Source organism: Sinorhizobium saheli, from assembly GCF_001651875.1.
Taxonomy (GTDB): domain Bacteria; phylum Pseudomonadota; class Alphaproteobacteria; order Rhizobiales; family Rhizobiaceae; genus Sinorhizobium; species Sinorhizobium saheli.
This window is the reverse complement of the sequence record NZ_LNQB01000071.1, coordinates 48,039-68,314: the sequence shown is the minus strand read 5'-3', so window position 1 is coordinate 68,314 and position 20,276 is coordinate 48,039. Positions and strand designations below refer to the sequence as shown.

Here is a 20,276-nt window from a genome sequence, read left to right as displayed (position 1 = left end):
CACCTTCTCCCCGTTCTGACGGGGAGAAGGGACAAGTGGCGATGCCTCGCGCCAAACGCGTCCCCTCTCCCCGCGCGCGGGGAGAGGGTTAGGGTGAGGGGCAAACCGCCGCCATATAGGAAGAAGTTGTCAGCCGATCGCAGCCCAAGGGGCAAGCCAAGACAATAAAGAGTCGCGCCTACTGCTCCGACAGCTTCATGTCCGGATGATAGTCCTTGCCCGCCACCTCCTTCACCACCGCCTGACCGCACTGCATGTGCTGGGTGTCGGCGTTGAAGGCGTAGGTGGGCGAGCCGTGCAGTGCCCATCCCTGGTTCAAGGCCGCCGTCACCTTGTGGCAGAACGACGCGTCGTCGGGTCCCGTGAGAAAGCGGTAGAGTTTCAAGATGTTGCCTTTCGTCTTTCGATGATGTCCGCCTTGGCCGCGAGTTTTACCGCCTGATCGAGATGCAGGCGCTCGACCATCCGGCCGTGAAGGTTGATCACGCCCCTGCCGGCATTTTCCGGCTGCGCAAAGGCCGCGATGATGGCGCGCGCTTCCTCGACCGCCGCCTCGTCGACGCCGAAGCATCGATTGGCCTCGTCGATCTGCGCCGGATGGATCAGCATCTTGCCGTCATAGCCCATGTCGCGCCCCTGGCGGCATTCGGCCGCGAAGCCCGCCGCATCGCGGAAATCGTTGAAGACCGCGTCGATCGCGTCGAGGCCGCTGCCGCGCGCGGCAAGCAGGACCTGCATCAGCCAGGGGACGAGATAGGTGCGGCCGGGAAGAGCGGGAACGCCCGTCTCCTTGCGCAGATCGTTCAGGCCCACGACGAAGCAGTCGAGCCGGCCGCCGGACGTGCGGCCGGTCTCGGCGATCGCCGGCGCGTTGATGATGCCGCGCGGCGTTTCGATCATCGCCCAGAGCCTCAACTCCTCCGGCGCGTCGTTCTCCGCGAGCCAGTCGAGCGCGGCCTGAATATCGGCGGGGCTTTCGACCTTTGGGAGTAGGAGCGCATCGGGCCTTGCCGCAAGGGCGGCGGCGAAGTCCTTTTCGCGGAAACCCGACTCCGCCGCATTGACGCGGATGATCGCTTCGCCCGTGGGCCGGCTCGAGGCCAGATGCCTGACGAGCGCGTCGCGCGCTTCAGCCTTGCGGTCCGGCGCGACCGCATCCTCGAGATCGAAGATCACCGCATCGGCGTCGAGAGCGCTGACCTTGGCGAGGGCACGCTGATTGTCGGCCGGAACGGAAAGCACCGAACGGCGCAGCCGCACGGGATGATGGTGTGTCGCTCTTGTCATGCACTTCGTTGTGCCCGCCTTTCCACCTTTGCGCAAGCGGACACAAATCGGCCCCTCTTGTAAGGTCCCCATCGAGCACCCACATCGGCCTTGGAAAGGTGACGTTCATGCAAAGCATCCGCTCTGTCCTCTTCACGGCCGCAGCCATCGCCGTCACGCTTGCGGCTTTCGTCTTCACCGCCTCGCTGGCCCTGGCGCTGGCCGGCATCGCCGCCGTTGTCGCCATCGGCAGCGCGATCGCCACGAGACTGAATGGCCGGTCGGTGCACGCGCGCAGCCGCGCACGGCCTGCCGGCGCCGCGCGCGAAATGCGGATCTGGAACGACGGACGCGGCACGATCATCGATCTCTAGGCGCGAGACGGGATAAGGAGAGCGGTGAAGCGCTTTTCCGCCCCGATGCCGCGCGCTTCAGGGCCTGCGGGACGCTCAACGCAGATTCTCCTTCATTTCGGCACAAAACTGATCTAAACGCTCTTTCAACGTTTCCGCTGAAATCGAAGGCCAAGTCATGGACAAGTTCGTCAAGCTCACCGGCGTCGCCGCCCCCCTGCCCGTCGTCAATATCGACACGGACATGATCATTCCGAAGGATTACCTGAAGACGATCAAGCGCACCGGTCTTGGCAAGGGCCTTTTCGCCGAATCCCGCTACAACGAGGACGGCACGCCGAACCCGGATTTCGTGCTCAACAAGCCGGCCTACCAGAATGCCAAGATCCTCGTCGCCGGCGACAATTTCGGCTGCGGCTCCTCGCGCGAGCATGCGCCCTGGGCGCTCCTCGATTTCGGCATCCGCTGCGTGATCTCCACCTCCTTCGCCGACATCTTCTACAACAACTGCTTCAAGAACGGCATCCTGCCGATCGTCGTCAGCCAGGAGAACCTCGACAAGCTGATGGACGACGCCAGCCGCGGCTCCAACGCCATCCTGACGGTCGACCTCGAAGCGCAGGAAATCACCGGCCCCGACGGCGGCTCGATCAAGTTCGAGATCGACGCCTTCAAGCGCCACTGCCTGTTGAACGGCCTCGACGATATCGGCCTGACGCTCGAGAAGGGCAGCGCCATCGACAGCTTCGAGAAGAAGAACGCCTCCTCACATCCCTGGGCCTGAGCGCGCGCGCCGCGATGACGCGCAAGCTCATCTCCTCCGGCTCGCCTTTCGAAAAGACGGCAGGCTATTCGCGTGCCGTCGTCAAGGGCGACTGGTGCTTCGTCTCCGGCACGACCGGCTACGACTACGCCACCATGACCATGCCGGAAACGCTGGAGGAACAGGCGCGCAACTGCCTGAAGACGATCGAGAACGCGCTGAGGCAAGCGGGCTTCTCGCTCGCCGACGTCGTGCGCAATCACTACTACGTCACCGATGCCAGCTTCGCCGACCGGGTCTTCCCGATCCTCGGCGAGGTCTTCGGCGAAATCCGCCCGGCCGCGACGATGGTCGTCTGCGACCTCATCCGCCCGGAAATGCTGATCGAAATCGAGGTCACGGCCTTCCGGGGCGCTTGATCGGAAGCGTCTTCAAGACCACGGACGCCCCTCACCCTGGAGCATTTTGCAATCAGGTGGATTCCCCCCGACGTCGCACAAATGCGGCAAATCAAACAGATAGGGCGGTGGCGCGAACGCATGTGAGCGCATCCCGCCCCCGGCCTTTTCCCCCACGCGAACCGCACGCGGGGCGAGGTAATACGGCGCCGCGGCATACCCCTTCTCCCCGTCAGGACGGGGAGAAGGTGCCGGCAGGCGGATGAGGGGCAATACCCGGAAATCGCCTCAGCCGATCAGCAGCGCATCGTCGTCGAGCGTCTGGCCGCGGATGCGGCGGAACATGGCGATCAGGTCCTCGACCTCGAGCGTCTTGCGGCTGTCGCCGGCGACGTCGAGGACGATTTCGCCGCCGTGCAGCATGATCGTGCGGTGGCCGAAGTCGAGCGCCTGTCGCATCGAGTGTGTCACCATCAGCGTCGTCAGCTTGCGCTCGGCGACGATCTTCTGCGTGAGGTTCATGATGAACTCGGCCATGCCGGGGTCGAGCGCCGCCGTGTGCTCGTCGAGGAGCAGCACCTTCGAGCCGGCGAGTGTTGCCATCACCAGCGAGACCGCCTGCCGCTGGCCGCCCGAAAGCAGGTCCATGCGGTCGCGCATGCGGTCCTCGAGCCCGAGATTGAGTTCGGCGATACGCTCGCGGAAATGCGCCCGCCGCCTGCTCCCGAGCGCCGGCGTCAGGCCGCGGCTTTCGCCGCGCCTGGCGGCAAGCGCGAGGTTCTCCTCGATCGAGAGCGCGCCGCAACTGCCGGCGAGCGGATCCTGGAAGACACGGGCGACGAGGCCGGCGCGGGCGGCCGTGCCCTTACGCGTCACCTCGGTGTTGCCAATCGTCACCCGGCCGCCGCTCGGCAGCACGTCGCCGGCCAGGACGCCGAGCAGCGTCGATTTGCCGGCGCCGTTCGAGCCGATCACGGTGACGAAGGAGCCCTGCTCGATCGTCAGGCTGACGCCGTTCAGCGCCTGCTTCTGCAGCGGCGTGCCCTTGCCGAAGACGACCTGGATGTTGTCGAGGATGATCATGCGGCACCTCCACGACGCAAGCGGGGCAGGACGAGCGCCACCGTGACAAGCACCGCGGTCACGAAATTGAGGTCGGAAGCCTGGAGCCCGAGCGTATCGGTCGAAAGCGCCACCTGTATGGCGATGCGGTAGAGGATCGACCCGAGCACGCAGCCGACGAGCGCGATCAGCGTGCCGCGGGCGCCGAGCAGCGTCTCGCCGATGATCACCGCGGCAAGCCCGACGACGATCGTTCCGACGCCCGAGGTCACGTCGGCAAAGCCGTTGGTCTGCGCGAAGAGCGCGCCGGCGAGGGCGACGAGCGCGTTGGAAATCGCCATGCCGAGATAGATCTGCCGGCTGGTGTCGACCCCTTGCGCCCGCGCCATCCGGGCATTGGCTCCCGTCGCCCGCATGGCAAGCCCCGCGTCGCTTTCGAGGAAGCGCCAGACGAGGACGACCGCGACGAGCACGAGGACGCCGACGAAAAGCGGACGCACGTAGAAATCCCTCAAGCCGAGACCGTAGAAGGGCGAGAGCATGGTGTCGGCGTTGATCAAGGCGACGTTGGGCTTGCCCATGACCCTGAGGTTGACGGAGAAGAGCGCGATCATCGTCAGGATCGAGGCGAGCAGGTTCAAGATCTTGAACCGCACGTTCAGGATCGCCGTGGCGATCCCCGCCGCGGCGCCGGCGGCCATCGCCACCGCCGCCGCCAGCCACGGATTGACGCCGGCGATGATCAGCACCGCGGTGACGGCAGCGCCGAGCGGAAAGGAGCCGTCGACGGTGAGGTCGGGAAAGTCGAGCACCCGGAAGGCGAGGAACACGCCGACCGCGACGAAGGCATAGACGAGCCCCAGTTCGACGGCTCCCCAGAAAGCGATTTGACTCAACGCCGGTAGTCCTCTTCTCCGATGTTCCGCAGGCTCGCGGCGAGATGCGGAACATGCATTTTTGAAGTTGGCGCGGGATGCGGACGGAAACCGCGCATGCATTTCAGCTCCCGCTCGATAAGCGAACCGCCCCAGTATGGAACGGAGGCGGCAAGAAGGCAACAAAAAGGCCGCGGGCCCGTTACTCGATCGTGCGGGTCGCCCGGCCGACGATGCTTTCCGGCAGCGTCACGCCCATCCGGGTGGCCGCGCCCTTGTTGATGACGAGGTCGGTGCCGGCGGCAACCTTGACCGGGATATCGCCCGGATTCTCGCCCTTGAGAACGCGCACGACCACTTCGCCCGTCTGCTTGCCGACGTCGTAGTAGTTGAAGCCGAGGGCGGCGAGCGCGCCGCGGGAAACCGAATCCGTGTCGGCGGTGAAGAGCGGCAGCTTGCTTTCCTCGGCAACGGCGACCGCACCTTCCAGGGCGGAAACGATCGTGTTGTCGGTCGGCACATAGATCGCGTCGGCGCGGCCGACGAGCGCGCGGGCCGCACCCTGCACCTCGGCCGACTTGGTCGCGGCGGATTCGACCACGGTCAACCCGGCCTTCTCGGCCTCTGCCTTGAGCGCCGCCAACAGCGATACGGAGTTCGCTTCGCCGGAATTGTAGAGATAGCCGATCGTCTTGGCGTTCGGCAGGATCTCCTTGATCAGCGCCACGTGCTCGGCGACCGGCGACATGTCCGAAAGGCCGGTGACGTTGCCGCCGGGCTTCTCCATGTCCTTGACGAGCTGGGCGCCGAGGGGATCGGAGACGGCGGTGAAGACCACCGGGATATCGCGGGTGGAGGAGACCACGGCCTGGGCCGACGGCGTCGAGATCGGCACGATCACGTCCGGCGCCTCGCCGGCGAACTGCCGGGCGATCTGCGCCGCGGTCGCCGGATTGCCCTGGGCGGACTCGTAGATGAACTTCAGGTTCTCGCCTTCCTTGTAGCCGGCGGCGGCAAGCGCATCCTTGACGCCGTCGCGGGCGGCATCGAGCGCCGGATGCTCGACGATCGCCGTCACGGCGACCGTGACCTCGTCGGCACGCGCCGGCAGGGAGAGCGCCACCGTGGCGGCGAGCGCAATGAGAAGTGAACGCATGGTTGGTCCTCCGATCTCTGCGAGCGGGAGCCGGGCCGAATATCCGCTCAGGATGATTTGCCGCTTTCTTAGGCAGGCGGATGGATGAAATCAATCGATGGCACGAGCTTCACCCATCAAAGTTTTTGATTCTGCCCCATTCACACGCATCCTCAAGCCCCTCTGGCCGGCAGGCCAGAGGGGGTAGCGCCGTCGCCACGCTCTCCGCGATCAATCCTCGCCGTGGTTCGCGATCATCATCGCCTCGAAGGCGAGGCGGTCGACCTTGCGCATGCGCTCCGATTCCGACTTCAGCTGGCCGCAGGCGGCGAGGATGTCGCGGCCGCGCGGGGTGCGGATCGGCGAGGCATAGCCGGCCTGGTTGATGAAGTCGGCGAAGGCCTCGATCTGCTCCCAGTCCGAGCACTGGTAGTTGGTGCCCGGCCAGGGGTTGAAGGGAATGAGGTTGATCTTGGCCGGGATGCCCTTCAGGAGCTTCACCAGCGCCTTGGCGTCTTCCAGGCTGTCGTTGACGTCCTTCAGCATCACATATTCGAAGGTGATGCGGCGGGCATTCGAAAGGCCGGGATAGGCACGGCAGGCCTTCATCAGCTCTTCGAGCGGATATTTCCTGTTGATCGGCACCAGCATGTCGCGCAACTCGTCGTTGACGGCGTGAAGCGAGATCGCCAGCATGACGCCGATCTCCTCGCCGGTGCGGTAGATCTCCGGCACGATGCCCGAGGTCGAAAGCGTGATGCGCCGCTTCGACAGCGACAGCCCGTCTCCGTCCGAGGCGATCAGCAGCGCCGTCTTGACGTTGTCGAAATTGTAGAGCGGCTCGCCCATCCCCATCATGACGATATTGGTGATCTTGCGGCCCTCGGCCGGCACGATCGCGCCCTGCGGCGTGTCGCGCTCGGGGAAGTCGCCGAGCCGGTCGCGGGCGAGCAGGAGCTGCGAGAGGATTTCCTCGGCCGTCAGGTTGCGCACGAGCTTCTGCGTGCCGGTGTGACAGAAGGAGCAGGTGAGCGTGCAGCCGACCTGGCTCGAGATGCAGAGCGTGCCGCGGCCTTCCTCGGGGATGTAGACGGTTTCGATCTCGACCGGCCGGCCGGCGCCGCGCGGCGGAAAGCGCAGCAGCCACTTGCGGGTGCCGTCGTTCGAGACCTGCTCCTCGACGATCTCCGGCCGGGCGACGGTGAAATGCGCCTTCAGCATCTCGCGCATGTCCTTGGAGACGTTCGACATCTGATCGAAGTCCGAGACCCCGCGGACATAGAGCCAGTGCCAGAGCTGGCTGACGCGCATCTTGACCTGCCGCTCGGGCACGCCCTTCTCGACGAGCAGCTTCGCCATGTCCTCGCGCAAGAGACCGATCAGCGACGGCTTTTCCGGCTGCGGAACGGGACGCGCCTCCGGCGCCTTGACGATGTCCGACCTGTTCAAGATCCCGGTCACTGCCATGCTCATGATGTCCTGTCGTAAAGCGACGGCCCGCCCGGAGACGTTTCCGGATCCTGTTCCGATGCTCGAATTGAAATCTGGCGAGCCTTGAGGCGCGCTCGATCGGGGCGCAGGGCTCTCTATCGCCGGCGCTTTAGCATTCTTTTCGCCGGGAGTCACCATGGGACCCGCGTGGCACCAGGATAGCCGCCGACGGCGGGCACTTCCCGCGCCATCGCACCCGCCCTGACCGAATGGGTTAGGGTCGGTGTCGCATCTGAAATTGCACTTCATTCCGTGACTCGCTAATAGTTCCCTTCGCGGGTGCAGCATTCCCGCGTGTCCAAGTCCATGAGGAGTCCGACTTGTCCATCTCGAAGATCCTTGTTGCCAACCGATCCGAAATCGCCATCCGCGTCTTCCGCGCGGCCAATGAGCTGGGGCTTAAAACGGTCGCGATCTGGGCTGAGGAGGACAAGCTGGCGCTGCACCGCTTCAAGGCGGACGAGAGTTACCAGGTCGGGCGCGGGCCGCATCTCGCCCGCGATCTCGGCCCGATCGAGAGCTATCTTTCGATCGACGAGGTGATCCGCGTCGCCAGGCTGTCGGGTGCCGATGCCATCCACCCGGGCTACGGTCTTCTCTCCGAAAGCCCGGAATTCGCCGAGGCCTGCGCCGAGAACGGCATCACCTTCATCGGCCCGAAGCCGGAGACGATGCGCCAGCTCGGCAACAAGGTGGCGGCCCGCAACCTGGCCATCTCGATCGGCGTGCCGGTGGTGCCGGCGACCGAGCCGCTGCCGGACGATCCGGCGGAGATCACCCGGCTTGCGGACGAGATCGGCTATCCGGTGATGCTGAAGGCCTCCTGGGGCGGCGGCGGCCGCGGCATGCGGGCGATCCGCGAGCCAAAGGACCTGATCCGCGAGGTGACCGAGGCCAAGCGCGAGGCGAAGGCCGCCTTCGGCAAGGACGAGGTCTATCTCGAAAAGCTGGTCGAACGCGCCCGCCACGTCGAAAGCCAGATTCTCGGCGACACGCACGGCAACGTCGTCCATCTCTTCGAGCGCGACTGCTCGATCCAGCGGCGCAACCAGAAGGTCGTCGAGCGGGCGCCTGCCCCCTACCTGACCGACGCCCAGCGCCAGGAACTCGCCGATTATTCGCTGAAGATCGCCCGGGCGACCAGCTATATCGGCGCCGGCACCGTCGAGTACCTGATGGATGCCGACACCGGCAAGTTCTACTTCATCGAGGTCAATCCGCGCATCCAGGTCGAGCACACGGTGACCGAACAGGTGACCGGCATCGACATCGTCAAGGCGCAGATCCACATCCTCGACGGCTTTGCCATCGGCACGCCGGAATCGGGCGTGCCGCAGCAAGGGGACATCCGCCTCAACGGCCATGCGCTGCAGTGCCGCATCACGACGGAAGACCCGGAGCAGAACTTCATTCCGGACTATGGCCGCATCACCGCGTATCGCGGCGCCACCGGTTTCGGCATCCGCCTCGACGGCGGCACCGCCTATTCCGGCGCGGTCATCACCCGCTATTACGATCCGCTCTTGGAAAAGGTCACCGCCTGGGCGCCGAACCCGGAGGAGGCGATCCGCCGCATGGACCGGGCGCTGCGCGAATTCCGCATCCGCGGGGTCGCCACCAACCTCACCTTCCTCGAAGCGATCATCGGCCACCCGAAGTTCCGCGACAACAGCTACACGACCCGCTTCATCGACACGACGCCTGAGTTGTTCCAGCAGGTCAAGCGCCAGGACCGCGCCACCAAGCTCCTCACCTATCTCGCCGACGTCACCGTCAACGGCCACCCGGAGGCGAAGGGCCGGCCGAAGCCCAACGACGACATCGCCGCCCCGGTGGTGCCGTTCATCAACGGCGAGGTGAAGCCGGGCACCAAGCAGAAACTCGACGAGCTCGGCCCGAAAAAATTCGCCGAATGGGTGAAGGCTGAGAAGCAGGTGCTCATCACCGACACGACGATGCGCGACGGCCACCAGTCGCTGCTCGCCACCCGCATGCGCACCTATGACATCGCCCGCATCGCCGGCACCTATGCGCGGGCGCTGCCCAATTTGTTTTCGCTCGAATGCTGGGGCGGCGCCACCTTCGACGTGTCGATGCGCTTCCTGACCGAAGACCCGTGGGAGCGGCTGGCAATGGTGCGCGAGGGCGCCCCGAACCTCTTGCTGCAGATGCTGCTGCGCGGCGCCAACGGCGTCGGCTACAAGAACTATCCGGACAACGTCGTCAAATACTTCGTTCGCCAGGCGGCCAAGGGCGGCATCGACGTCTTCCGCGTCTTCGACTGCCTGAACTGGGTCGACAACATGCGGGTGTCGATGGACGCGGTCGGCGAGGAGAACCGCATCTGCGAGGCGGCGATCTGCTATACCGGCGACATCCTGAATTCCGCCCGCCCGAAATACGACCTCAAATACTATACGGCGCTCGCGGCGGAACTCGAGAAGGCCGGCGCCCATATCATCGCCGTCAAGGACATGGCCGGGCTGCTGAAGCCCGCCGCCGCCCGGGTGCTGTTCAAGGCGCTGAAGGAAGCGACCGACCTGCCGATCCATTTCCATACGCACGACACCTCGGGCATTGCGGCCGCGACGGTGCTGGCGGCGGTCGAATCCGGCGCCGACATCGTCGACGCGGCGATGGATGCGCTCTCCGGCAACACCTCGCAGCCCTGCCTCGGCTCGATCGTCGAGGCGCTGTCCGGCACCGAGCGCGACCCGGGCCTCAATCCGGAATGGATCCGCCGCATCTCCTTCTACTGGGAGGCGGTGCGTCACCAATATGCCGCCTTCGAAAGCGACCTCAAGGGGCCGGCCTCGGAAGTCTACCTACACGAGATGCCGGGCGGCCAGTTCACCAATCTGAAGGAACAGGCCCGCTCGCTCGGGCTCGAGACCCGCTGGCACGAGGTGGCGCAGGCCTATGCCGACGCCAACCGGATGTTCGGCGACATCGTCAAGGTGACGCCGTCCTCCAAGGTCGTTGGTGACATGGCGCTGATGATGGTCTCCCAGGACCTGACCGTCGCCGATGTCGAGAACCCGGCGAAAGACATCGCCTTTCCGGATTCGGTCGTGTCGATGCTGAAGGGCGATCTCGGCCAGCCGCCGGGCGGCTGGCCGGAGGCGCTGCAGAAGAAGGCGCTGAAGGGCGAAGCACCCTATACGGCCGTCCCCGGCTCGCTGCTGCCGCCGGCCGATCTCGACCAGGAGCGGAAAAGCATCGAGGAGAAGCTCGGCCGCAGCGTCGATGATTTCGAGTTCGCCTCCTACCTCATGTATCCGAAGGTCTTCACCGACTATGCGATGGCCTGCGAGACCTATGGCCCGGTGAGCGTCCTGCCGACGCCCGCCTATTTCTACGGCATGGCGCCGGGCGAGGAACTCTTCGCCGACATCGAGAAGGGCAAGACGCTGGTGATCCTCAACCAGGCCCAGGGCGAGATCGACGAGAAGGGCATGGTCAAGATGTTCTTCGAATTGAACGGCCAGCCGCGCTCGATCAAGGTCCCGGACAGGAACCGCGGCGCTTCCGCCGCCATCCGCCGCAAGGCCGAGACCGGCAACGCCGCCCATCTCGGCGCACCGATGCCGGGGGTCATCTCGACCGTCGCCGTCGTCACCGGTCAGCCGGTCAAGGCCGGCGACGTGCTCTTGTCGATCGAGGCGATGAAGATGGAGACGGCACTGCACGCCGAGAAGGACGGCACGATCGCCGAGGTGCTGGTGCGCGCCGGCGACCAGATCGATGCCAAGGATTTGTTGGTCGTGTTTGGCGGGTAGGCTTTACTCGCGGGGTCGGTGGGAGTGACCGGCCTTTCCACTGGCCGACACCGACAACGTGGGATCAGACTGCTTACGAGAGGCGGTGCGAATTGGAGCCAATTGTGTCACTCCTCCTGACATTCCCGGCCCTATTCTGGCATTGGTCGCTGCGGGAATTGGGAATTGATTCTTGGAATAAAGGCTGTTCAGCTGCGCTCTGATCGCGACCATAGGCCTGCTAGCTGGCGCCGCGTCAATGGCCGCAATCCTTTTCGCAGTAAACACTCGCAGTTGCTTTTTATGGGCAGTTTTTGCGTCAGATCATGCGAAGATTTCGCCTCGCAGCAACGAACAATTAGAGGTGATCAATTGAAGTGGCCGCTAGTCTTCAAGAAGAACAAGAAGAATCCGTCAGTCGTCGTAGCCAGTTTGAACGCTCGACTGCAGCCAGTTCACCGCGGGGAACTTGAAGATGCACTCGATGCCGTGATGAAGAGGCACGGACATGGTGTTCGTGTCCTTGGGGGCGGTACTTTATTGCAATCCAATGGAGAGGTCGAGCATTGCGACATCGAGATCGAGTTGGATCATCTGTCTGATGTCACGATCGACATCGTTGTCAGAGCCTTGGAAGCCATGCTTGCTCCAAAAGGCTCGCGCCTACATGTCCCAGATCAGAACCGGGTCATCGAGTTCGGTGCTCACGAGGGGTTAGCCTTGTACCTCAACGGTACCGACCTCCCACAGGAGGTCTATGCCACGAGTGACGTCAATTTCGTCTATCAGGAATGCGAGCGACTGTTGAGCGGCATCGGGATAGTGAAGAGCCACTGGCAAGGGCAGCACGAAACCGCACTCTACATGTACGGATCAGATTTCCAAACTATGCGAGATTGCCTGACATCCTTCTTGCAGACATATCCGCTGTGCCAGCAGTGCCGGATTGAGCAGATTGCGTAAAGTGCTTTCTGAGCGATGCCGGTCGCACTAGCGGAGATCAGATTCCCCGTTTGCATTCATCGCCAGGCATCACCTCGGCCGTCATGCACGGCGGGAAAGGCTCCTCAGTCGAAAGATTCGACACCGTTTGCCAGGAAGACCGGTATGGTTTTCGCGGCCGCGCCGACAACACTGGGGTTTCTCCAGGCTCGTCTAACCTCTTCATGCACGCTCAGATATCATAGCTCATCGGCGCGCTCAGCGATGAAATGAACCGCTTCGTCCGCTCGCGCTCCGGCGTCGAGAAAATCTTGCGCGGCGGGCCGCTTTCGACGACGACGCCGGCGTCGAGGAAGACGACGTGGTCGGCGACGCGCGAGGCGAGGCGCAGGTCGTGGGTCGCCATGATCATTGTCGTGCCTTCGCGGGCGAGACGGCTCAGCACCTCGACCACTTCCTCGGCAAGTTCCGGGTCGAGCGCGGAAGTCGGCTCGTCGCAGAGAAGGACGCGCGGCGATGGCGCAAGCGCCCGGGCGATCGCGACGCGCTGCTGCTGGCCGCCGGAAAGCGTCGACGGCCAGGCGTCGGCCTTGTGCGCCATGCCGACCTTTTCAAGGAGTTCCATCGCCCGGGCGCGGGCGCGGTCGGCCGGCCATTTGAGAACGGTTACAAGGCCTTCCATCACGTTGCCGAGCGCGGTCTGGTGCGGAAAGAGTTGAAAATTCTGGAACACCATGCCGGTTTGGCGGCGAAGTTTCTGGATCGCCCTCCAGCCGACCGTGCGGTGAGGCGCGAACTCCAGCCGTTCCTCGCCAAGCCGGATCGCCCCGTGTGTAGGGATCTCCAAAAGGTTGACGCATCTGAGCAGCGTGCTCTTGCCGCCCCCGGATGGGCCGACCAGCGCCGTTACCGAGCCCTCGGCCATCGTCACGCTGATTCCCTTGAGCACCAGGTTGGTGCCGAAACGCTTTTCGATGTCGGTGAGTTCGATCATGCGCGCGCCTCCAGGAAGCCGCCATAGCGGGCGAAGCGCTGTTCCAGCTTCACCTGCAACGCCGAAAGGGCGGAACTCATGACAAGATAGATCAGCGCCGCTTCGATGTAGAGGATCAACGGCTCATAGGTGGTGGCGACGATGCGCTGCGCCGTCTGGAAGAGCTCCGGCACGGTGATTGCTGCTGCGAGCGAAGTGTCCTTCACCAGCGAAATGAAGGTGTTCGAGAGAGGCGGGATTGCGACCCGGGTCGCCTGCGGCAGGATCGTGCGGCGCATGACCTGGCTCCAGCTCATCCCGATCGAATAGGCCGCCTCCCATTGGCCGCGCGGCACGGAGGAGATCGTTGCGCGGATGATTTCGGATGTATAGGCGCCGATGTTGAGCGTGAAACCGATCAGCGCAGCGGGGAAGGCATCGAGCAATATGTTCATGCTCGGCAGGCCGTAGAAGATGACGAAGAGCTGGACGAGGAGCGGCGTTCCGCGGAACACCCAGACATAGAACCGCGCCACGGCGACAAAAGGAGCCGGTGCGAAGAGACGGACGAGCGCCGTGACAAGTCCGAGCGAAAGACCAAGCACGAAGGAAAGCAGGGTCAACGGAACCGTGAAGATCAGCCCGGCCCAAAGCAGGGTCGGCAGCGAGTCCGCCATCAATTGAAGCCAGTTGGGCAAGGGAGAGCCTTTCGAAACGCGCGATCCGCTCCGATGCCGGAACGGATCACGATACATAAAGCAGGACGGGGAAAGCTGTGAAGCCTGCAGGCAGGCTGGACACCGCCCCTCACCCTAGCCCTCTCCCCGCTTCCGGCCGCTTGCGGGGAGAGGGGACGAGGACACCGCAACGCACGGCGTGCCGGCGGAGGGGTGAGACGTTGCCGCGTCCACCTGCTACCGCGCTTGTTAAGGGCAGACTGGGAGGGTGCGGCTTGCCCCTTCTCCCCGCCTTTGCGGGGAGAAGGTGCCGGCAGGCGGATGAGGGGCCGCTCACGGCGTTTCCCATAGGCTATTTCGAGACGTCGGCGCCGAAATATTTCTGCGAGATCTTCTCGTAGGTGCCGTCCGCCCTGATCTCGGCGAGCGCCTTGTTGATGGCGTCGAGCAGCTCCGGTTCGCCCTTGCGGATGATGATGCCGGAATAGTCGGCGTCCGGCTTTTCTGCGGCGACCTTCACGTTCGCGTCCGGCTTCTGCTTCTTGAAATCGAGGAAGGAGAGGCTGTCGTTGATCGTCGCGTCGGCGCGGCCGGTCAGGACCAGCTGGATCGACTGGTCGAAACCGTCGGTGCCGACGAGCTCGGCGCCCGAAGCCTGGGCGAGCTTGCCGAAGTTGCTGGTCAGCGACTGAGCGGACTTTTTGCCCTTGAGATCGGCGAAGTCCTTGATCTCGTCATTATCGCCCTTGACGATCAGCACCGCCTTGGAGGCGATATAGGGGTCGGAGAAATCGTATTTCTTCTTGCGTTCCTCGGTGATGCCGACCTGGTTGATGACCGTGTCGTAGCGATTGGCATCGAGGCCGGCGATCAGCCCGTCCCACTTGCCTTCGAGGAATTCCGCCTTGACGCCGAGGCGCTCGGCGACCGCCTGGCCGATCTCGACGTCGAAGCCGACTAGGGCGCCGCTGGCGTCGTGATAGGTGAAGGGGGCATAGGTGCCCTCGGTGCCGATCTTCAGCACGCCGGCGGACTTGATCTCGTCGAGGTTCGAGCCGGCCTCGGCCGGCATGAAGGCGGCAAGTTGCAGAAGGGCGGCAGCGAAAAGCGTCGGAAGGAGTTTCATTGTCTTGTTTCCATCTCGTTTGTTCTCCGGCCCGTCATCCGGATTGTGGCGAGATTCGCACAAAATCCGGCGCGCCTGAGCGCATAAACGACCAAATCACGACTGCTTCGATGAAGATTTTTCTCGCGTGAGCGACTTTCCACGGAAAACGCTCCGATGAGAAACCCGCGACACCAATACGTGTTCCAAGCGATCCGCGGTTGAAATGGCCGAGCGAGAGCGCTATTCACGTTTTCACCGATTCATACACGTTTATGCACGATTTCAAATATGTCGACGGAACTGCTGCTGCGCGAAAGAAAATCCCTGATCCAGGAACGCCTGAGGACGGAGGGCCGGGTGCTCGCGGCCGACCTTGCCCGCCAATTCAACGTCTCCGAGGACACGATCCGCCGCGACCTGCGCGAGATGGCAGCGGCCGGGCTTTGCGAGCGCGTCTATGGCGGGGCCTTGCCGCTCGCCCCGGATGCCGGTTCCTTGAGCGAGCGGGCGTCGCTCGCCCCGGAGCGAAAGCTGGCACTGGCGCAGGCCTCGATCGGCTTCATCGGCCGGGGCATGACGGTCTTCCTCGACGCCGGCTCGACCAACCTGGCGATCGCGCGGGCGGTGGCACCCACGCTTTCGGCGACGATCGTTACCAACACGCCGCTGATCGCCGCCGCGCTGATGGAAAAGCCGGGCCTCGACGTCATCCTCATCGGCGGCACTCTCAACCGCGCCGTCGGCGCTGCGGTGGGCGCGCGGGCGCGGCGCGATGCCGAACTCCTGAGGCCCGATCTCTCGATTCTCGGCGCCTGCGGCGCCGATGCCGAGGCGGGACTGACGGCCTTCCACTTCGAGGATGCGGAATTCAAGCGGCTGATCGCCGCAAGGAGCCGCTCCCTGCTGGCAGCGGTCACCAGCGACAAGCTCGGCACGGCGGCGCCATACGCGGTGATCGGCATCGAGGCCGTGTCGACGCTGGTCCTGGAGGCGGATGCGCCGGAGGCTCACGTTGCCGCTCTTGCGGCGCGCGGGGCCAAGGTCGTTCTCGCCGGCGATCCGAGGCAATGATCCGCGATCCGGCGGCAATCTGATCGAAATCACCATTTGAGCCGGATGGTCCGGCAAGCGGAGACAACCATGGATCAACGTATCGACACCGCCCGGCCCGTCGTCCGGCAGGGCTACATGTCGAAGAACCGGCTCGCCGTGTCGCTCCTCTTCCTGTTGAACGGCTTCGTCAACGGTAGCTGGGCGCCGAAAATTCCGGAATTCAAGGACCGGCTTGCGATCGGCGAGGGCGTCCTCGGGCTCCTGATCCTCGTGTTCGGCGTCGGCTCGCTGGTGCTGATGCCGATCGCCGGCGGGCTCATCGCCCGGCTCGGCTCGCAGACGGTGGCCAAGGTCACGGCGATCATCCTCTCGCCCCTGCTCCTGGTCCTGACCCTCGTGCCGAACGTCTTCGCGGCGGCGATCGGCATGTTTCTGCTCGGCGGCTTCGTCGGCGCCATGGATGTGGCGATGAACGCCAATGCGGTCGAGGTGGAAAGATCGATGCGCCGGGCGATCATGTCGTCCTGCCACGCCTATTGGAGCCTCGGCGGGCTGATCGGCGCCGGCACCGGCGGCTTCCTGATGGCGCGCATCGGCGTGCTGCCGCATGCGATCGCCGTCACCGGCCTCTGCCTCGCCATCCTTGCCGTCGCCTGGCCGATGATTCTCGCCGACCGTCCCCATCCCGCCGCGGCGAGGGAGAAACTCCGGCTGCCGCTGACGCCGCTTCCCTGGCTGATCGGCATCATGGCGCTGTTCTCGATGGTGCCGGAGGGCGCCGTGCTCGACTGGGGCGCGCTCTACCTTCGCAACGAACTCGGCGCCTCGACCGAACTCTCGGGCTTCGGTTTCGCCGCCTTCTCGGCGACCATGGCGGCGATGCGCTTTGCCGGCGATCACCTGCGTGATCTGCTCGGCGCGAAGCGGACCTTGCGCATTTGCACCGTGACCGCGCTTGTCGGCCTGGTCCTTGCCGGGCTCGCCCCGAACGCGGTATTGGCGATCCTCGGCTTTGCGGTCGCCGGCATCGGCATCTCCAACATGGTGCCGATCGCCTTCTCGGCGGCCGGCAACATGCCGGGCCTGCAGCCGGGCATCGGCCTCGCGGTCGCCACCACCATGGGCTATTCCGGCATGCTGTTCGCACCGTCGCTGATCGGCTTCGTCGCCGAGCACAGCGGCTTTGCGATCATCTTCACCGCCGTCCCCGCTCTCTTCGTCGTCGTGCTCCTGCTCTCGCATCACGCCGTCCATGCGGATCACGGCAAGGAGCATTCCTAGAGCGGAGTGCGCTCACATATGATCGCGCCGCCGATCTAACCATTTGGTGTTGCTGCATTTGTGCGACGTCAGGTGTTTCCGCCTGACTGCAAAAAGCTCTAAGTTGGCACGATGCGTCGCGGAGGCGATTGCCCCTCATCCGGCCTGCCGGCCACCTTCTCCCCGCAGGTGGGGCGAAGGGGACTCGCAGCATGCGTCTCGACTCCCCGCTGGCGCCTGCGTGAGAGGGGACTTCAACGGTGCGGCAAGTCCCTTCGCCCCGTGAGAACGGGGAGAAGGTGCCGGCAGGCGGATGAGGGGCCATCGCGCGCTCGACACCTACCCTGCCATCAATTCGCCGTCAGCGCGTGATGTTGCCGTTGACAAGCACGCTTTCCTCCGCCACCTGAAAAGCGAAAGCTCGGCGCGCGAAGCCGCACCAGCAAAAGGACCAAGAAGAGGCCTTCATGTCTTCTGCCTTCGATTTCGAGCCAAAGCCGCGCCGCGCCTCGGTCGCCGTCGATGTCGGCGGCGTGATCGTCGGCGGCGGCGCGCCGGTCGTCGTCCAGTCGATGACGAACACGGATACGGCCGATGTCGACCAGACCGTCGCCCAAGTTGCGGCCCTCCACAAGGCAGGCTCGGAGCTCGTGCGCATCACCGTCGACCGCGACGAGAGTGCGGCCGCCGTGCCGAAGATCCGCGAGCGGCTCCTGAGGCTCGGCATGGACGTGCCGCTCGTCGGCGACTTTCACTATATCGGCCACAAGCTCTTGGCCGACCATCCGGCCTGCGCCGAGGCGCTGGCGAAATACCGCATCAATCCCGGCAATGTCGGCTTCAAGGACAAGAAGGATAAGCAGTTCGCCGAGATCATCGAGATGGCGATCCGCTACGACAAGCCGGTGCGCATCGGCGTCAACTGGGGCTCGCTCGACCAGGAGCTCCTGACGCGGCTGATGGACGAGAACCAGGCCAAGGGCTCGCCGCTGACGGCGCAGCAGGTGACGCGCGAGACGATCGTGCAGTCGGCGCTCCTTTCGGCGGAACTTGCCGAGGAGCTCGGCCTGCCGCGCAACCGCATCATCCTTTCCGCCAAGGTCTCCGGCGTCCAGGACCTGATCGCCGTCTATGCGATGCTCGCCGCCCGCTCCGACCATGCGCTGCATCTCGGGCTCACCGAGGCCGGCATGGGCACCAAGGGCATCGTCGCCTCCTCCGCCTCGCTCGGCATCCTGATGCAACAGGGCATCGGCGACACGATCCGCATTTCGCTCACCCCCGAGCCCGGCGGCGACCGCACCCGCGAGGTGCAGGTGGGGCAGGAACTGCTGCAGGTCATGGGCTTCCGCCAGTTCATTCCGGTCGTCGCCGCCTGTCCCGGCTGCGGCCGCACCACCTCGACCGTCTTCCAGGAGCTTGCCCAGAAGATCCAGGAGGACATCCGTTCGAGCATGCCGGTCTGGCGCGAGAAATATCCCGGCGTCGAGGCGCTGAAGGTCGCGGTCATGGGCTGCATCGTCAACGGTCCCGGCGAGAGCAAGCACGCCGATATCGGCATCTCGCTCCCCGGCACCGGCGAGACGCCGGCCGCCCCCGTCTTCATCGACGGCCAGAAGGCGATGACCTTGCGCGGCCCGAAGATCGCCGAGGAATTCCAGCTCCTCGTCGCCGACTATATCGACAAGCGCTTCGGCCGCGGCCGGGCGGCGGCGGAGTAAGGCGACGAGCGTATCTCCTTCAGCCGGATAGCCGGCCGGAATTGCCCCTCATCCGGCCTGCCGGCCACCTTCTCCCCGCAAGCGGGGCGAAGGGGACTCGCGGCCCGCTATCAATCCCTCGCAACGCCCCTCCGCGCAAGCGAAACGGCGGAGCAAGCGGGTGCCTCATGCCCCTCATCCGGCCTGCCGGCCACCTTCGCCCCGCAAGCGGGGCGAAGGGGACGCGCGGCGCCGCTATGAACCCCTCGCAACCGCCCCCTCCGCGCAAGCGAAGCGGGGGAGCAAGCGGGCGCCCCATGCCCCTTCTCCCCGTCACGACGGGGAGAAGGTCGCGGCAGCGGGATGAGGGGCAGGACGTGCTGCGCCGCTGCGTCCGGTTCAACCTCACAAAATCGCGTCGAGCGCCGCGATCAGCCTTCCGCATTCCTCGTCGGTGCCGATGGTGATGCGCATGAAATCCGCGATCCGCGGCTTGGCGAAGTGGCGGACGATGACGGCGTGCTCGCGGAGCCTGGCGGCGAGCGTCTGGCCGGCATGGCCCGGGTGGCGGGCGAAGACGAAGTTTGCCTGCGACGGCAGGACCTCGAAGCCGCGTCGTTCCAGTTCGGCCGTCAACCTCGCCCGCGAGGCGATGATCTTGCCCCGCGTTGCCTCGAACCATGCCTCGTCCTTAATCGCGGCGGTGGCGCCCGCCTGGGCGGCGCGTCCGAGCGGGTAGGAGTTGAAGCTGTCCTTGACGCGCTCCAGCGCCTCGATCAGCGGCCGCTGACCGATGGCGAAGCCGACGCGCAGGCCCGCAAGGGCGCGCGACTTGGAGAAGGTCTGGACCACGAGCAGGTTGTCGTATTTCGGCACGAGCGCGGTCGCCGACTCGCCGCCGAAGTCGATATAGGCCTCGTCGATCACCACCGGCTGGTCCGGGTGTCTGGCGACCAGCGCCTCGATTTCGGCGAGCGGCAGGCCGATGCCGGTCGGGGCGTTGGGGTTCGGCAGGATGATCGCGCCGGCGGGGCGGCGGTAGTCGGCGATGCCGATGCGGAAGGCCGCGTCGAGCGGCACCTCGACCGCATCGATGCCGAAGAGGCCCGCATAGGTCGGATAGAAGCTGTAGGAGATGTCCGGATAGAGCAGCGGATCGTCGTGCTTCAGGAGTGCGGCAAAGGCATGGGCCAACACCTCGTCCGAGCCGTTGCCGACGAAGACTTCGCCGGCCGAGACGCCGTATCTCGCCGCGATCGCTTCCCTCAGGCCCAGCGCCACCGGATCCGGATAGAGCCGGAGATCGGCGCCTGCCGCCGCCCGGATCGCCTCGATCGCCTTTTCCGAGGGGGGATAAGGGCTCTCGTTGGTGTTCAGCTTGACGAGGTTCGCCATGCGCGGCTGCTCGCCCGGAACATAGGGCTTCAGCGTCGAAACGATCGGCGACCAGAATTTGCTCACG

The 20,276-nt window shown here is 64.9% G+C and carries 18 protein-coding genes; 8 read left to right on the top strand and 10 right to left on the bottom strand.

Annotation, left to right across the window (positions count from 1 at the left end; all coding sequences use genetic code 11):
- Window positions 1-178 precede the first annotated feature (178 nt).
- Window positions 179-385 (bottom strand): DUF1737 domain-containing protein, encoded by a 207-nt coding sequence (locus ATB98_RS11640; protein WP_066873725.1) that lies wholly within the window; start codon window positions 383-385, stop codon window positions 179-181.
- Window positions 382-1,287, bottom strand: a complete 906-nt coding sequence (locus ATB98_RS11635; protein ID WP_066873721.1) for an HpcH/HpaI aldolase/citrate lyase family protein — start codon at window positions 1,285-1,287, stop codon at window positions 382-384. The genes ATB98_RS11640 and ATB98_RS11635 overlap by 4 nt, the downstream gene beginning before the upstream one ends.
- 107 nt (window positions 1,288-1,394) lie before the next feature.
- On the opposite strand from ATB98_RS11635, the gene ATB98_RS11630 reads away from it, so the two are divergent.
- The 3 genes from ATB98_RS11630 (at window position 1,395) to ATB98_RS11620 (ending at window position 2,801) form a co-directional block, all read left to right on the top strand.
- A complete protein-coding gene (locus ATB98_RS11630; RefSeq protein WP_066873719.1) occupies window positions 1,395-1,640 on the top strand; it encodes a hypothetical protein in 246 nt (81 codons plus the stop codon).
- Window positions 1,641-1,797: 157 nt separating this feature from the next.
- The gene (gene leuD / locus ATB98_RS11625; RefSeq protein WP_066873717.1) at window positions 1,798-2,403 is read left to right on the top strand and encodes a 3-isopropylmalate dehydratase small subunit; all 606 of its coding nucleotides are present in this window, start codon (window positions 1,798-1,800) and stop codon (window positions 2,401-2,403) included.
- Between the two features lie 14 nt (window positions 2,404-2,417).
- Complete coding sequence (locus ATB98_RS11620; RefSeq protein WP_066873715.1) at window positions 2,418-2,801, top strand: RidA family protein; 384 nt, start codon at window positions 2,418-2,420, stop codon at window positions 2,799-2,801.
- Window positions 2,802-3,068: 267 nt separating this feature from the next.
- Here the strand turns inward: ATB98_RS11620 and ATB98_RS11615 are convergent, their stop codons facing one another.
- The 4 genes from ATB98_RS11615 to rlmN all read right to left on the bottom strand — a co-directional run bounded on the left by ATB98_RS11615 (window position 3,069) and on the right by rlmN (window position 7,319).
- On the bottom strand, window positions 3,069-3,863 hold the full coding sequence (locus tag ATB98_RS11615) for an ABC transporter ATP-binding protein (protein WP_066873713.1): 795 nt from the start codon (window positions 3,861-3,863) through the stop codon (window positions 3,069-3,071).
- A complete protein-coding gene (locus tag ATB98_RS11610) occupies window positions 3,860-4,738 on the bottom strand; it encodes an ABC transporter permease (protein ID WP_066873711.1) in 879 nt (292 codons plus the stop codon). The genes ATB98_RS11615 and ATB98_RS11610 overlap by 4 nt, the downstream gene beginning before the upstream one ends.
- A gap of 181 nt (window positions 4,739-4,919) precedes the next feature.
- Window positions 4,920-5,873, bottom strand: a complete 954-nt coding sequence (locus tag ATB98_RS11605) for an ABC transporter substrate-binding protein (RefSeq protein ID WP_066873709.1) — start codon at window positions 5,871-5,873, stop codon at window positions 4,920-4,922.
- A gap of 210 nt (window positions 5,874-6,083) precedes the next feature.
- Window positions 6,084-7,319, bottom strand: coding sequence for a 23S rRNA (adenine(2503)-C(2))-methyltransferase RlmN (rlmN, locus tag ATB98_RS11600; protein WP_066873707.1), 1,236 nt, complete (start codon window positions 7,317-7,319; stop codon window positions 6,084-6,086).
- 344 nt (window positions 7,320-7,663) lie between these two features.
- Between rlmN and pyc the strand changes: the two genes are divergently transcribed.
- Window positions 7,664-11,122 (top strand): pyruvate carboxylase, encoded by a 3,459-nt coding sequence (gene pyc, locus ATB98_RS11595; protein WP_066873705.1) that lies wholly within the window; start codon window positions 7,664-7,666, stop codon window positions 11,120-11,122.
- A gap of 165 nt (window positions 11,123-11,287) precedes the next feature.
- Window positions 11,288-12,064 carry a hypothetical protein gene (locus tag ATB98_RS11590; protein WP_234781909.1) on the top strand — a complete coding sequence of 259 codons (777 nt, stop codon included), beginning with the start codon at window positions 11,288-11,290 and terminating at the stop codon, window positions 12,062-12,064.
- A gap of 211 nt (window positions 12,065-12,275) precedes the next feature.
- On the opposite strand, the gene ATB98_RS11585 is transcribed toward ATB98_RS11590, so the two are convergent.
- The 3 genes from ATB98_RS11585 to ATB98_RS11575 form a co-directional block, all read right to left on the bottom strand.
- On the bottom strand, window positions 12,276-13,037 hold the full coding sequence (locus ATB98_RS11585) for an amino acid ABC transporter ATP-binding protein (RefSeq protein WP_066873701.1): 762 nt from the start codon (window positions 13,035-13,037) through the stop codon (window positions 12,276-12,278).
- Entirely contained in the window at window positions 13,034-13,714 is a 681-nt protein-coding gene (locus ATB98_RS11580; protein WP_066873699.1) for an amino acid ABC transporter permease, read from the bottom strand. Before ATB98_RS11580 ends, ATB98_RS11585 begins: the two co-directional genes overlap by 4 nt.
- A 331-nt stretch (window positions 13,715-14,045) precedes the next feature.
- The gene (locus tag ATB98_RS11575; protein WP_066873697.1) at window positions 14,046-14,819 is read right to left on the bottom strand and encodes an amino acid ABC transporter substrate-binding protein; all 774 of its coding nucleotides are present in this window, start codon (window positions 14,817-14,819) and stop codon (window positions 14,046-14,048) included.
- 270 nt (window positions 14,820-15,089) lie between these two features.
- On the opposite strand from ATB98_RS11575, the gene ATB98_RS11570 reads away from it, so the two are divergent.
- The 3 genes from ATB98_RS11570 to ispG all read left to right on the top strand — a co-directional run bounded on the left by ATB98_RS11570 (window position 15,090) and on the right by ispG (window position 18,835).
- The gene (locus ATB98_RS11570) at window positions 15,090-15,872 is read left to right on the top strand and encodes a DeoR/GlpR family DNA-binding transcription regulator (protein ID WP_066873695.1); all 783 of its coding nucleotides are present in this window, start codon (window positions 15,090-15,092) and stop codon (window positions 15,870-15,872) included.
- A gap of 69 nt (window positions 15,873-15,941) precedes the next feature.
- Window positions 15,942-17,135 (top strand): MFS transporter, encoded by a 1,194-nt coding sequence (locus tag ATB98_RS11565; RefSeq protein WP_066873694.1) that lies wholly within the window; start codon window positions 15,942-15,944, stop codon window positions 17,133-17,135.
- A gap of 446 nt (window positions 17,136-17,581) precedes the next feature.
- The gene (gene ispG, locus ATB98_RS11560) at window positions 17,582-18,835 is read left to right on the top strand and encodes a flavodoxin-dependent (E)-4-hydroxy-3-methylbut-2-enyl-diphosphate synthase (protein ID WP_066873693.1); all 1,254 of its coding nucleotides are present in this window, start codon (window positions 17,582-17,584) and stop codon (window positions 18,833-18,835) included.
- Between the two features lie 384 nt (window positions 18,836-19,219).
- Here the strand turns inward: ispG and hisC are convergent, their stop codons facing one another.
- The gene (hisC, locus tag ATB98_RS11555) at window positions 19,220-20,275 is read right to left on the bottom strand and encodes a histidinol-phosphate transaminase (RefSeq protein WP_066873691.1); all 1,056 of its coding nucleotides are present in this window, start codon (window positions 20,273-20,275) and stop codon (window positions 19,220-19,222) included.
- Window position 20,276 lies beyond the last annotated feature (1 nt).

Bases quoted from the DNA above. Each gene is read 5' to 3' on its own strand.
- ispG (WP_066873693.1), top strand. From the start codon at position 17,582: ATGTCTTCTGCCTTCGATTTCGAGCCAAAGCCGCGCCGCGCCTCGGTC.
- ATB98_RS11565 (WP_066873694.1), top strand. From the start codon at position 15,942: ATGGATCAACGTATCGACACCGCCCGGCCCGTCGTCCGGCAGGGCTAC.
- ATB98_RS11605 (WP_066873709.1), bottom strand. From the start codon at position 5,873: ATGCGTTCACTTCTCATTGCGCTCGCCGCCACGGTGGCGCTCTCCCTG.
- leuD (WP_066873717.1), top strand. From the start codon at position 1,798: ATGGACAAGTTCGTCAAGCTCACCGGCGTCGCCGCCCCCCTGCCCGTC.
- ATB98_RS11575 (WP_066873697.1), bottom strand. From the start codon at position 14,819: ATGAAACTCCTTCCGACGCTTTTCGCTGCCGCCCTTCTGCAACTTGCC.
- ATB98_RS11585 (WP_066873701.1), bottom strand. From the start codon at position 13,037: ATGATCGAACTCACCGACATCGAAAAGCGTTTCGGCACCAACCTGGTG.
- rlmN (WP_066873707.1), bottom strand. From the start codon at position 7,319: ATGGCAGTGACCGGGATCTTGAACAGGTCGGACATCGTCAAGGCGCCG.
- ATB98_RS11615 (WP_066873713.1), bottom strand. From the start codon at position 3,863: ATGATCATCCTCGACAACATCCAGGTCGTCTTCGGCAAGGGCACGCCG.
- ATB98_RS11635 (WP_066873721.1), bottom strand. From the start codon at position 1,287: ATGACAAGAGCGACACACCATCATCCCGTGCGGCTGCGCCGTTCGGTG.
- ATB98_RS11570 (WP_066873695.1), top strand. From the start codon at position 15,090: ATGTCGACGGAACTGCTGCTGCGCGAAAGAAAATCCCTGATCCAGGAA.
- ATB98_RS11630 (WP_066873719.1), top strand. From the start codon at position 1,395: ATGCAAAGCATCCGCTCTGTCCTCTTCACGGCCGCAGCCATCGCCGTC.
- ATB98_RS11620 (WP_066873715.1), top strand. From the start codon at position 2,418: ATGACGCGCAAGCTCATCTCCTCCGGCTCGCCTTTCGAAAAGACGGCA.